This is a genomic window from Macrococcus sp. 19Msa1099 (assembly GCA_019357535.2).
Lineage (GTDB): Bacteria > Bacillota > Bacilli > Staphylococcales > Staphylococcaceae > Macrococcoides > Macrococcoides psychrotolerans.
The window spans coordinates 647809-660928 of the sequence record CP079955.1; the positions used below are offsets into that span (position 1 = coordinate 647809).

The 13120-nt window shown below is 40.6% G+C and carries 12 protein-coding genes; 8 read left to right on the top strand and 4 right to left on the bottom strand.

Going from position 1 to position 13120, the window contains the following annotated elements; all coding sequences use genetic code 11:
* The first annotated feature begins 46 nt into the window (after positions 1-46).
* Positions 47-820, top strand: coding sequence for an enoyl-ACP reductase FabI (fabI, locus tag KYI10_03390; protein ID QYA33487.1), 774 nt, complete (start codon positions 47-49; stop codon positions 818-820).
* Between the two features lie 49 nt (positions 821-869).
* Here the strand turns inward: fabI and KYI10_03395 are convergent, their stop codons facing one another.
* Positions 870-1379 (bottom strand): YjcG family protein, encoded by a 510-nt coding sequence (locus KYI10_03395; GenBank protein ID QYA33898.1) that lies wholly within the window; start codon positions 1377-1379, stop codon positions 870-872.
* A 46-nt stretch (positions 1380-1425) separates the two neighbouring features.
* A complete protein-coding gene (locus KYI10_03400; GenBank protein ID QYA33488.1) occupies positions 1426-2103 on the bottom strand; it encodes an alpha/beta hydrolase-fold protein in 678 nt (225 codons plus the stop codon).
* Positions 2104-2232: 129 nt separating this feature from the next.
* Between KYI10_03400 and KYI10_03405 the strand changes: the two genes are divergently transcribed.
* Entirely contained in the window at positions 2233-3333 is a 1101-nt protein-coding gene (locus KYI10_03405; GenBank protein QYA33489.1) for an AI-2E family transporter, read from the top strand.
* A gap of 145 nt (positions 3334-3478) precedes the next feature.
* On the opposite strand, the gene KYI10_03410 is transcribed toward KYI10_03405, so the two are convergent.
* Positions 3479-4663 carry an MFS transporter gene (locus tag KYI10_03410; protein QYA33490.1) on the bottom strand — a complete coding sequence of 395 codons (1185 nt, stop codon included), beginning with the start codon at positions 4661-4663 and terminating at the stop codon, positions 3479-3481.
* Positions 4641-5810 carry a diglucosyl diacylglycerol synthase gene (locus KYI10_03415; GenBank protein QYA33491.1) on the bottom strand — a complete coding sequence of 390 codons (1170 nt, stop codon included), beginning with the start codon at positions 5808-5810 and terminating at the stop codon, positions 4641-4643. The genes KYI10_03410 and KYI10_03415 overlap by 23 nt, the downstream gene beginning before the upstream one ends.
* 348 nt (positions 5811-6158) lie before the next feature.
* On the opposite strand from KYI10_03415, the gene KYI10_03420 reads away from it, so the two are divergent.
* The 6 genes from KYI10_03420 (at position 6159) to KYI10_03445 (ending at position 13059) form a co-directional block, all read left to right on the top strand.
* A complete protein-coding gene (locus KYI10_03420; GenBank protein ID QYA33492.1) occupies positions 6159-7628 on the top strand; it encodes a UDP-N-acetylmuramoyl-L-alanyl-D-glutamate--L-lysine ligase in 1470 nt (489 codons plus the stop codon).
* A gap of 2 nt (positions 7629-7630) precedes the next feature.
* Positions 7631-7870: a YueH family protein gene (locus KYI10_03425; protein QYA33493.1), complete on the top strand. Its 240-nt coding sequence runs from the start codon at positions 7631-7633 to the stop codon at positions 7868-7870.
* 11 nt (positions 7871-7881) lie between these two features.
* Complete coding sequence (locus tag KYI10_03430) at positions 7882-9444, top strand: peptide chain release factor 3 (protein ID QYA33494.1); 1563 nt, start codon at positions 7882-7884, stop codon at positions 9442-9444.
* Between the two features lie 15 nt (positions 9445-9459).
* A complete protein-coding gene (locus KYI10_03435) occupies positions 9460-10230 on the top strand; it encodes a TerC family protein (protein QYA33495.1) in 771 nt (256 codons plus the stop codon).
* A gap of 66 nt (positions 10231-10296) precedes the next feature.
* Entirely contained in the window at positions 10297-11703 is a 1407-nt protein-coding gene (locus tag KYI10_03440; GenBank protein ID QYA33496.1) for a trypsin-like peptidase domain-containing protein, read from the top strand.
* A gap of 6 nt (positions 11704-11709) precedes the next feature.
* Entirely contained in the window at positions 11710-13059 is a 1350-nt protein-coding gene (locus KYI10_03445; protein ID QYA33497.2) for a TrkH family potassium uptake protein, read from the top strand.
* The last annotated feature ends 61 nt before the right edge of the window (positions 13060-13120 follow it).

The window sequence follows — 13120 nt, forward strand, 5'->3', positions numbered from 1 at the left end:
ATTTAGTAGTAGGTACTAGAACTTACTTTTATAAAAGGAGACTTATATGTTAAATTTTCAGGATAAAGTGTATGTCATTATGGGTGTGGCGAATAAACGCAGTATCGGATATGGTGTGGCACAAGTATTAGATGAAGTTGGTGCTAAGCTGATATTTACATATCGTAAAGAGCGTAGCATGAAAGAACTGGAACGTCTGCTCCCTAATTTAAAGCATAATCATGATGCACTGATGATTCAATGTGATGTGCAAGAAGACGCAGATGTCGTACGTGCGTTTGAACAGATTAAAGCTGAAGTAGGGCATATCGATGGCGTGTTCCATTCGATCGCATTTGCCAATATGGAAGATCTGCGAGGTCGCTTTATTGATACGACCCGTGAAGGGTTCTTACTTGCTCAGGATATCAGCTCATACTCGCTAACGATTGTAGCGAGAGAAGCGAGTAAGTTAATGTCTGAAGGTGGATCTATCGTGACAACGACATATATTGGAGGAGAATTCGCGATTCCTAACTATAACGTCATGGGCGTTGCGAAAGCAAGCCTTGAAGCCAATGTCAAATATTTAGCATTAGACCTCGGTCGAGATGGTATCCGTGTGAATGCCGTATCACCAGGACCGATTCGTACATTAAGCGCAAAAGGCATCGGAGACTTTAATACGATATTAAAACGGATTGAAAATGAAGCACCGTTAAAACGTAACGTAGATACGTTAGAAGTTGGTAAGACAGCACTGTATCTGTTAAGTGATTTATCAAGTGGTGTCACCGGAGAAAATATTCATGTGGATAGCGGTTATCATATTGTAGGATAAAACTGGACTATAAAACGAGAGGCTAGGACATGTGTCCTAGCCGTTTAGGTTATTCTCCAAGTTTAAACGTTTCCAGTACATTCCATTTTCCGTTTTCTAATTGGTAACATAGACAGACTTTATCGATTACTTCATGATGGCTTTCATCTTTCATCTGTAGCTGACCGAAAATGTCTTCAAACTCCTGTGACGATAGTCCTTGTCCAATTGTGAAGTGTGGAACGAAAGGGTGTGCGTTCTGTCCATAGAAGTCACCATTATTGAATGCTTCATAGAGTTTCTTCAATCCTGTGTTTGGTGTGACTTTCAGATAGATGACATTCTTTGTCGGAACAAAGCTTGATACTTTCTCAACGTTTACCTCAACCGGTGCACTTGACTTTGCGACATCAGCAATTTTTTCTGTAACAGTTTCGACCTCATCTTCTGATACTTCGAATGCGTCCTTGAGTGTAATATGTGGTGCAATCACCCCATAATGACTGTCATAACGCTTTCGGTAGTTATTGATGTAATCCTGATAAGCCTTTGATGGATATAATACGATACCAAGTTTCATATTGATCACCTCTAAATTTTTTGATAATTCAATTATATCAGATAGTTCATAAGAAGTAATAGCTTAACATGTTTTCTATTTCCGGTTTCCATGTCTTCCAGTTATGTGAGCCTGATAGTTCTTTGTAGTAATGCGGCTTTCCATTCTGGTTAAGTGTGTCGTGCAGTTCTTGTATCGGCGTCAGAAAGTCAGCTGATGTACCGTCCTTCAGTGTGAATTCATACTCTTCATCACCAACTGCGATATAATAATCAGCGTCTGTCTCGGCAGCAGCTGTAATCATGTCGTGCGTCAGCATCGGGCTGAACAGCACCGCCTTATTAAAGACTGGATACTGAATCGCAAGCATCAGTGCAATGCTTGCAGCCAGGCTGTCACCGATAAGCAGAATGTCATTCGTGTTAATGTTGTAGTGGACGAGCAGATAGTTCAGCAGCTCATCATGGACGAAGGTCATCATCGCAGTTTGCTTATCACCTTGTGGATGATATTCTTCAGCACGCACTGCAACATTCGGATAATGTATGAAGACAATGATATGCTGATTAATATTCAGTGCTTCATACTGCCTATGTAACTGCGCCATCTGAGCAAGATCTTGTCCGTCAAAAGCAATGATGACTTTCGGCGATTCGATATGTTCTGGTATATAGATGCCAAGCTTAACGATACGCTCGAGTGCTGTGCTGTTTATTTCTAGGGGATGAATAAGTCCTGGTTTCATATAATCACTCCTTTAGTTTAAATATATTATACAATTTTACATCAATTTTTATGAAAAGGATTTTTCAAATTGTGATAAACAGGAGGAATCTGGGGTATAATGAGAAATAAAGACAATTTGGAGGAATTTATGACAAATAAAGTTTGGTTTAGATTCGGTGTAGGGCTTCTGCTTACATTTTTAATCATCAAGTATTTCTTAGAGATTAACCATATCTTCTACCCGATCATCATCATTGTAAAATCTATTATCCTGCCGTTATTACTCGGTGGTTTCCTGTACTATATTGTAGTACCGTTCCAGGATAAGCTGGAAGAAAAGCGTCATTTAAAACGCTGGCAAAGTGTTACATTAATCATGATTGCACTGTGTTTAATTATCGGTCTATTATTCTCGTTTGTAGGACCTATTGTATCAAAGCAGACAAATAATTTCATAGATAACTATCCCGCAATTCAAAAGGAATTTCAATCGTATGTAAGTCTGGCACTAGATCAGCGCGATAAATTACCTGAGAATGTTAAAGACGGGATTAATAATGGGATAGAGAAGATGAACGAATATTCAGGGAAGATTGTAACGAATGCGTTCTCTTTTATTACACAGTTCATCTCTACGCTGTTCTTGTTAATCTTAGTACCATTCTTCCTGATCTATATGCTGAAAGATCATGACCGCTTCGTACCCTTTGTATCAGCACCGTTCACAGGGAAGCGTAAGGTGTTCGTTGTCACTTTATTTAAAGATATTGATAAGACGTTACGTTCATATATTCAAGGGCAGGTGACGGTCAGTATCATTCTGGGGTTACTACTCCTTGCCGGCTACTTAGTTATTGGATTAGATTATGCAGTAATTCTCGCGATGTGGGGCATGGTAACGAACTTAATTCCATTCCTAGGACCATATATGGCGGTAATACCTGCCATTATTATTGCGTTGATCCAAGACCCTGTTATGGCGATTTACGTGATCATTATTATGTTTGTGGCCCAGCAGCTAGAAGGAAATGTCATTACACCGAATATTATGGGTAAGACATTGAATATGCACCCGTTAACCATTATTACGGTCATCCTTGCAGCTGGAAACCTTGGTGGTTTCTTAGCCATCTTAGTTGCCGTACCAACTTATGCTGTGTTAAAGACAATCGTAAGAAACTTCTATATGCATCGACAGGAGATTACTTCTGAAGCGAATAAGATTGTTAAAGAACGACATACGAGGTAATCCAGGATATTAAGCACCAGTTAGAAGCGCTGATTCCATTTCTAGAAGCATTAATAGAAGAACGTAAATGAAAATAAAGAATGACCGCTACAGAATTTATCTCTGTGGCGGTCATTCTTCTGTTGTATACTATAAAAGCATGTGCTTATCTTTGGATGCGCTTTGTTCTATAGAAATAGAACAGATAGAAGAATGAAAGACCAATAAATACGATGGCTGAGGTGAACAATGTGTAATTTGTATTATGAAACAGCTCCGTAATCAGACCGCCAATAATTGGACCGAGCATGGTGCCGATGCCTTGCAGACTATTAAATACACCCCATGATTCTTCTTTTAATGCAACATCGACCTGGCTTGCCATAAATGCATTCCATCCTGGCAGAAGCAATCCATAGAATAAACCGATGACAAGTGCGGCACCGAGAACAATCATATAGTTGGTTACCTGTGTCATAAGAAGAATGCTGATTCCAAAGATAAAGAATCCGGCAAGAATGACGATATGAGCATAAATATTTGAAACATCATCCATAAATTTAGAAATAAAGAGCATCGATACAGTACATCCGGCACCTCCAGCAATGAGCAGATACGTATACTCAAGTGTAGAGACGTTCAGGCTATGTACAGCGTAAGATGGCAGTATAGGAACAAGCATCCCGATGGCAATCCCTTGGAAGAGGATGCCAGGAAACAGCACGAGATGTCGTGACATTACATGCTTAATATGTTTGTACTGAGTCTTCAGTGATTTCTTTTCGATAAATGAAACCTCGACATGCACGAATAAATACAGCACCCATGCACAGAGTACAAATAATGGCATCAGGAATATATACTGAACAGGATGAACTTTAATGATCAGGTTCATGATGATCATCCCGCTCATCATCCCGACAAGCCATGCAAAATAAACATATCCCATATGTTTGGAACGCTTATTATCTTCAACAGATGACAGCATAATCACCCAGATTGGACTGACCGCAATACCGAGCAGTATTGCTGCTGCCACAAGCGTCACTGGGTGACGGTCAAATATAATGAGTGCAAGACCGGCGGCTGCGATAAAGAAACCGGCATTCAGCACTTTCTTCGTCCCGTAGCGTTTAAGCAGAAAACCGATTCCGAAATTTGTCAGTGCATCACTGACAAAATGCAATGTAATACATGCAGAGATAATACCGACGGTTACATTTGACAGGGTAGGTAATACCGGCAGAAAGCTGAGTATATACATCCCGCGTGCAAATTCCATCAGAAACAATATGACAATCATTAACCAGAAATTCTTACCTTTAAACTTACCTTGCGAAGAGGCGGGCATAGAGTCCTGCTTTAGAAGTCATCATTGCATCTGATGAGGTGTGATCTAACATCTGGAGCAATGTGCGTGAAATATTAAGTGAGGCATCTGGTATATAATGTTGCTGCATATTGTATTTATATTGATTAAGTAGGACTTCGTCTGAGAGTAACTCAAGCACAGTTGACGTTGTTTCTTCATACGTCTGTGTGATACGCGAGAACCCTTGTTTCGTGAAATAGATTGCATTCTCACCTTCCTGCCCGGGTGCCGGGTTAAAGAATACGAGTGGAATACCTTTGCATAAGCTTTCTGAAATTGTGATACCACCAGGCTTTGTTAGCATTAAGTCACAGCAAGACATCCACTGCGCCATCTCTTGTGTATAACCGATGATGATCACGTTACGATTGTCTTTATACTCAGACTGCAGCTGCTGCAATAGCTGTGTGTTATTACCGCAAACAACGACAAATTGATGCGTGCTCGCTGCAGTTAAGTCTTTAAGCATTTCGTTGAAGCCGCTGACCACACCGAATGCACCTGCAACCATCAGCAATGTCTTCTTGTCAGGAGACAGACCATGCGATAATAACCAGGCGTCTCGGTCGACGGGGTCATTAAAGCATTCATGAATCGGTATCCCTGTAATATCGATGATCGCTTCATCTACACCGAGCGCTATCAGTTCAGATTTCAGCGCTTCTGTAGCAACAAAGTAACGGTTGCTGTTTGGCGTCAGCCAGTTTTTATGCATTGTGTAATCGGTAATTACAGTCGCTACCGGTGTATGGATGTTGAGCTCTTTTTTGATGATTGACATCACCGGTGTCGGGAAGGTTAGAAGAATTAAATCAGGCTTCTCCTTCATGATGAGATTAATGAGACGATTTAATCCGTAATAACGATAGAAGCAGCTTTCCGGCTTATCTTGATTTGCATAGTAAAAATAGCGATAAGAATTTCTAAAGTACTTATAGCTGTTAATATAGTATTTCTTGGCAATGCTATTGATGATAGGATGTGCCTCCTGAAATAAATCATGTTCAATCACTGTTAACTGAGGTAACTGCATACGATTCAACTGATTAACAATTGCATTTGTCACTGAGATATGACCATTACCATAGGAACCTGTGATGATCAGAATCTTCTTATTGTTTGACATAGTGCACACTCCGATTCTAAAGGTTAAACGTTCTATTATCATTATTAATGAAATTATACAACTTGTCATCTTAAATACAAAAAAATTACAATATTTATAATAAGTTAAATATCCATTGATGCTATCTCTATTCTTTATCAATGATAGAGATGATTGTGGTGTTTCTTTAATAATATGATATTCAGTATGGTAAATACTACTGAAAACATAGACAACATAAAATTATTTATTAATTATACGCTAATATCCTTCTATTTTATACAAATTATTTATTTAAACCTATCTTCAACAATTCATAATCTTATAAAAAAGGTGTATAATTAAGAATTGACTAAAGGAGGCTTATCAGTGAAAACGTCTGAATTACTTTCTAAAATAAAAGCCAAGAAGCTTTACGGAACATTTCCTGAACATATCAATAAAGTGGTTGTAGATTCAAGAGCAGCAGACAGCGAGAGTGTATTTGTAGCTAGTCATGGGTATACAGTAGACAGCCATAAATTTATACCGAATGTTGTTAGGCAGGGCTGTCGTATGATTGTCGTCGATCACTATATCGAAGGACTGGATATCGGGCAGGTTGTTGTGCGTGATACTTTGCAGGCAGCACGTATATTCACGCAGCATGTAATGGATTTCCCGTCACATCAGCTTACGACTTATGGTGTGACAGGTACGAACGGTAAGACGAGTGTGGCAACGATGATTCATCATCTGCACCGCGCACTGAATATAAATAGTGCATATCTCGGTACGAATGGCTTTCAATATAATGAAGAAGTTGCTAAAGGCGCGAATTCAACCCCTGAAACGATTACCTTAAATCAGCATATTGCACATGCAGTAGAACAAGGTGCACAGGCGATGGCGATGGAAATGTCGAGCCATGGATTAGCACTTGGTCGTACGGATGGTGTTGACATCGATGTTGCAATCTTCACGAATTTAACACAAGATCATCTGGATTTTCATGGAACGATGGAACGTTATGGTTTTCATAAGGCGTTGCTCTTTGCACAGCTTGGGAATGACTTTAAGCAGCAGAAGTATGCAGTGGTAAATGGAGATGATGATTATTCGAAAGAACTGATGATTGCTTCACCAAGAGAAGTGATTACATATGGCATTGAACAGAATACAGATATTAAAGCAACAAATATTAAAGAATCTATCGATGGCATTGCTTTTACACTTGAAACACCAGATGGCAATGTTGAGATTACATGTCCTTATATTGGTCGATTCAACATCTATAATATGCTTGCAGCCCTCACTGCACTGTGGACGCAAGGTCATGCTCTGAGTGCACTTGCTGAAGCAGCCCAAAGTTTACCGCCAGTAGAGGGCCGTCTAGAAGTGCTGGACCGCAACTTACCGATAGACTTAGTGATTGATTATGCACATACACCAGACGGCATGAACAAACTTATCGATGCGCTTGAACCTTTTAAACGTGGTAAGATGATTTTCTTAATCGGTATGGCAGGAGAAAGAGATTTAACGAAGACACCTGAAATGGGTGCAATTGCTTGTCGCGCAGATTATGTGATATTTACACCGGATAATCCTGCGAATGATAACCCGCGTAAATTAACCGATGCACTGGAAAGTGGTGCAACACATTCAAATTATGTGTCTTTCTTAGACCGTGCACAAGGGATTCGTCACGCGATTGAAGTAAGTGCACCTGGAGATATGGTCGTCCTCGCTTCAAAAGGACGTGAGCCTTATCAGATTATGGAAAATTACATTAAAGTACCGCATCGTGATGATTTGATTGGTCTGGAAGCGGCATATGATAAATATGGGAGAGAGTAACGATGAAAATTAGAAACAGCATAGGAGAAAACCTGCAATGTAAAGTATATATTCATGAAAACAAAAAGGAAGAAACGTTTTTAGTAAGTATTCCGGATATCTTCTTCTCTATTCAGTTCGATTATGATCTATACGGAGAAGCTTTAGAAGAACATTTATATTTACATCTATTTAATTTATTAGACGAAAAAGATGCATCTGAACTTGCACGCCGCATAGTGCAATGGACGAGCGAAACTTAAGGAGCGAATTTATGACATTAAGAGAAGAAGTAGAAATAAGAAAGACATTTGCCATCATCTCTCACCCGGATGCCGGTAAGACCACATTAACGGAGAAATTATTATTATTCGGTGGTGCCATTCGTGAAGCAGGTACCGTCAAGGGTAAGAAGACGGGTAAGTTTGCGACGAGTGACTGGATGGAAGTAGAGAAACAGCGTGGCATTTCTGTAACGAGTTCTGTGATGCAGTTTGATTATGATAACTTTAAAATTAATATTTTGGACACACCTGGACACGAAGATTTCTCGGAAGATACGTATCGTACGTTAATGGCGGTAGATAGTGCTGTCATGGTGATCGACTGCGCGAAAGGGATAGAACCACAGACGTTAAAGTTATTTAAGGTCTGTAAGATGCGTGGGATTCCGATTTTCACATTCATCAATAAGCTTGACCGTGTCGGTAAAGAACCGTTTGAGTTGCTGGAGGAAATCGAGAAGACGCTTGAAATTGAGACATATCCGATGAACTGGCCAATCGGTATGGGGCAATCATTCTTCGGTATTATTGACCGCAAGACGAAAACGATAGAGCCGTTTAGAGATGAAGAGAACGTGCTGCACTTAAATGAAGATTATGAACTTCAGGAAAGTCATGCGATCACTTCAGACAGCGCATATGAACAGGCGATAGAGGAGTTGATGCTTGTCGATGAAGCAGGCGAGACGTTTGATAAAGAGAAACTGATGACAGGTGATCTAACACCTGTATTCTTCGGCTCAGCCCTTGCGAACTTCGGTGTACAGAACTTCCTGAATGCATACGTAGATCATGCGCCGATGCCATCTGGACGTAAAACGGAGTCAGGTGAAGAAGTATCACCATTTGATGAAAGTTTCAGTGGATTTATCTTCAAGATTCAGGCCAATATGAACCCACAGCATAGAGATAGAATCGCCTTCATGCGTATCGTCAGTGGTGCATTTGAACGTGGCATGGACATTAAGATGACGCGTACAGATAAGAAGATGAAGATTTCACGTTCAACATCATTTATGGCAGATGATACACAAACGGTAAACCATGCTGTAAGTGGTGATATTATCGGACTATATGACTCTGGGAACTTCCAGATCGGTGATACGCTTGTCGGTGGAAATCAGAAATTCGAGTTCGAGAAATTACCGCAGTTCACACCAGAAATCTTTATGAAAGTGTCACCGAAGAACGTAATGAAGCAGAAACATTTCCATAAAGGAATCGAACAGCTTGTCCAGGAAGGTGCAATTCAGCTTTATCGTACACTGCATACCAATCAGATTATTTTAGGGGCAGTCGGGCAGCTTCAGTTTGAAGTATTTGAACATCGTATGAATAACGAATACAATGTAGACGTCATTATGGAACCTGTAGGGAGAAAGATTGCCCGCTGGATTGAGAACGAAGCGGATATTCGAGATGTTATGAACTCAAGCCGTTCGATTCTTGTGGAAGATAGATTTGAAAACAAAGTATTCTTGTTCGAGAATGAATTTGCGACGCGCTGGTTCCTGGATAAGTTCCCAGAAATTAAGCTCTACAGTTTACTGTAAGAAGGAGGAGTTATAGTGGATCCGTCAATTATCATTACCTATCTGTGGGTTATACTCGTACTCGTTGTATTAGAAGGCCTGCTTGCTGCAGATAACGCTATCGTTATGGCAGTAATGGTCAAGCATTTACCGGAAGAACGTCGTAAGAAAGCTTTATTCTATGGATTAGTCGGTGCATTTATCTTTAGATTTGGGGCACTCTTTGCCATCAGTTACCTTGCCAACTACTGGCAGATTCAAGCAGCGGGGGCTGCATATTTGTTATATATGTCCACTAAAAACCTCATAGATTACTTTAGAACAGACGATGCAACAAGTGCGTCAGAAGAAGCTGAGCTTGAGAAATATGGTAGTAGCAAAGGAAGCGGCTTCTGGATGACTGTTGCTAAAGTTGAATTCGCAGATATCGCATTTGCCATTGATTCAATGCTTGCAGCAATCGCCATCGCACTGACATTACCGGAAGTAGGACCACAGTTCGGTGGTATGAATCTCGGTCAGTTCCTTGTAATGTTTACGGGAGGAATGCTTGGTGTGATCATCATGCGATTTGCGGCAACATGGTTTGTTAAACTGCTGCATGACAATCCTTCACTTGAAGCAGCAGCATTTGCGGTTGTCGGATGGGTCGGTGTCAAGCTTGTTGTGATGGTGCTTGCACACGAAAAGGTAGGCATATTACCACACGAATTCCCACATAGTACATTATGGCAAGTAATATTCTGGACAGTCCTGCTTGGCATTCTTGTAATCGGATGGTTCAGCGGCAACAAGAAAAAAGCATAATACAATACTCAACTTAATGTATCTATATTATAATAGAAACATTAAGTTTTTTTAGTGGAGGCAGCGATGAAGAAGATTACGATAAAAAGAAGAGATTATAGAAGACCGAAACGCCTATTTTATGAGGGGCAGGGTAAACGCCATATATTTCCGTATCTGCATAAGAGAGATGAAGAAAAATTAATCATTGAACCTGATACTAAGGATACAGTGGATGAAGGTGTGGCTATTCCACCGGTCACGGAAACCCTCTCACAACAACCACAGGATGAAACCAAAGAGACGCCTGCTGAGGAAACAGTTGAAACGGAAACGCCTGGAATGCCTGAAAAAGCATCTGAACAAGAAGTGAAAGCACACGAAACGTCTACCGAACCATTGGCAGAAGAAGTCTCTGGAAGCAGCTTTAGATGGTTATTACCATTACTTATGGGTATTCTTGTAGGAATAATGCTAGCTGCACTGTTATTACCAAAGATGTTCCAGCAAAAAGATAAGCCACAGGAAGAAGCGGCGCTTACTCAGACGGAATGGATTGCAAAGCATAAGGATACGGTCGTAACGGTTACAAATCTGCAAAAGGCATCAGCAGATGAACCTATCGATGCACAGGCTTCTGAAAAGGCACCTGAGGAAACAGGCATCGGCAGTGGCGTTATCTATAAGCTCGATGAAAAATATGCATATATCGTAACGAACCATCATGTTGTGGCAAAAGCACCCACAATTGAAGTGACACAAGGAAAACTAAAGGAAAAGGCGACGCTTGTCGGCAAGGACATATGGACCGATATCGCAGTGATCAGAATACCTAAAGGGAATCTGAAATCTACCGTTACTTTTGGTGATAGCAGTAAACTTGAAGCAGGAGAGCATGTGCTGGCGCTAGGTAGTCCCCTTGGCAAAATATTTGCAGGAAGTGTAACAAGCGGAATCATCTCTGGGCTCGATAGAACGGTACCTGTGGATATTGATGGCGATAATGAGTATGACTGGTCAATGGATGTCCTTCAGACTGACGCTGCCATCAATCCGGGTAATTCAGGAGGTGCCTTGTTTAATGATAAGGGTGAGATGGTTGGACTGAATTCACTTAAGATTACGATGAACGGTGTCGAAGGGATTGCCTTTTCTATACCTGCAAATGATGTCAAGAAACATATTAAAGCTCTAGAAAAGAGCGGTTCAATCAAGCGTCCGAAACTGGGGATCAGCGTAGAAGATTTAGCTTCAGCTGAATATACCGGAAACTTGAAACAAGGTGTGCAGATCATGCAAGTAGAAGCAGCATCTGTCGCACAGCAGGCAGGTCTTATGCAGGGTGACGTTATAACACATCTTGATCAGACGAAGATTGAAGATAAGATCCACTTCAGAAAAGTATTGTTCAACGATAAGAAGATAGGCGAAACGTTAACGGTTAAGCTTGAAAGACAAGGTATCAAAAAGACGATTAAACTTAAATTAAAGTAAGGAAGAATGATGATGACGAAGCTATTGATGCGGCTTACACCACAGCAAGGTATTGTACTCTATTATCTTGTTGCAATATTTATTTCATTCTTATTGTTGCGTATTCCATACGTACATAAAGAAGGGATTACAATTTCATATATTGATTCGCTGTTTGTCGCAGTTTCAGGTATTAGTGTGACAGGGTTGTCCCCTGTATCCATCGTGGATACATATTCGACATTCGGACAGATGATAATTATTTTCATACTGAATCTCGGGGGTATCGGGGTTATGGCGATGGGAACGCTTCTTTGGGTTATCCTTGGTAAGAAGATTGGGATGCGCGAACGTCAGCTCATTATGGTCGATCATAATCAGTATAAGATGAGTGGCGTCGTAACATTAATTCTTGAGATTGTGAAGACGATGCTTGTAATTGAGCTGTGCGGTGCATTAATGCTAGCTTTTTATTTCTATAAGGATATGGATAGCATTACAAAGGCGCTGTTCCACGGGATGTTTGCAGCAGTATCTGCTACGACCAATGGCGGACTGGACATTACTGGAGACAGTTTAAACTCTTATGCAAATGATTACTTCGTACAGACGATAACGATGTTCCTCATTGTACTAGGAGCCATCGGATTTCCTGTACTCATCGAAGTTAAGAGTTATTTGACGAACAAGATACCGAACTTTCGCCTCAGTCTCTTTGCTAAGCTGACGATCGTCACATATATGCTGTTATTTATCCTTGGGACACTGACCATCTATGTGTTTGAATACCATCATGCCTTTAAGTCCATTTCGTGGCATAAAGCTTTATTTTATGCGATGTTCCAGTCAGCAACGACACGTAGCGCAGGACTTACGACAATCGACTTGACACAGCTGACAGATGCCACACAGTTCTTTATGTCTGGTCTGATGTTCATCGGGTCGAGTCCTAGTTCGGTAGGTGGTGGAATCAGAACGACGACATTTGCGATTCTGATACTATTTCTTATCAACTATAGCAATGGAAGAAACTCTATTAAAGTCTTCAACAAAGAGATTGACCCGATCGATATTAACCGTGCATTTGCCGTTATGGTGCTTGCGACGTTAATTTGTTTCAACGGACTGCTGCTTATATTATCATTTGAAAATGGTAAATATGGACTGCTTGAAATCTTCTTCGAGGTGATGAGTGCATTTGGTACGTGTGGGCTTTCTCTTGGCATTACTGCGGATCTGTCTAACTTGAGTAAGCTAGTCATCATGGTCTTGATGTTTATCGGACGTGTCGGATTGATTTCGTTCATTATTATGCTCGGTGGCAAGGCTGAACCAGAGAAGTTCAGATATCCGAAAGAACGTATCATGATTGGATGATCGATCGTTAAGTTAAGCAGCACATAATAATAAAAACCCGAATGATAAGAAGAAATGTCTT

Coding starts and splice junctions, on each gene's coding strand:
- KYI10_03440 (QYA33496.1), top strand. CDS start 10,297: ATGAAGAAGATTACGATAAAAAGAAGAGATTATAGAAGACCGAAACGC.
- fabI (QYA33487.1), top strand. CDS start 47: ATGTTAAATTTTCAGGATAAAGTGTATGTCATTATGGGTGTGGCGAAT.
- KYI10_03395 (QYA33898.1), bottom strand. CDS start 1,379: ATGAAACTTGGTATCGTATTATATCCATCAAAGGCTTATCAGGATTAC.
- KYI10_03430 (QYA33494.1), top strand. CDS start 7,882: ATGACATTAAGAGAAGAAGTAGAAATAAGAAAGACATTTGCCATCATC.
- KYI10_03425 (QYA33493.1), top strand. CDS start 7,631: ATGAAAATTAGAAACAGCATAGGAGAAAACCTGCAATGTAAAGTATAT.
- KYI10_03400 (QYA33488.1), bottom strand. CDS start 2,103: ATGAAACCAGGACTTATTCATCCCCTAGAAATAAACAGCACAGCACTC.
- KYI10_03405 (QYA33489.1), top strand. CDS start 2,233: ATGACAAATAAAGTTTGGTTTAGATTCGGTGTAGGGCTTCTGCTTACA.
- KYI10_03415 (QYA33491.1), bottom strand. CDS start 5,810: ATGTCAAACAATAAGAAGATTCTGATCATCACAGGTTCCTATGGTAAT.
- KYI10_03410 (QYA33490.1), bottom strand. CDS start 4,663: ATGCCCGCCTCTTCGCAAGGTAAGTTTAAAGGTAAGAATTTCTGGTTA.
- KYI10_03445 (QYA33497.2), top strand. CDS start 11,710: ATGATGATGACGAAGCTATTGATGCGGCTTACACCACAGCAAGGTATT.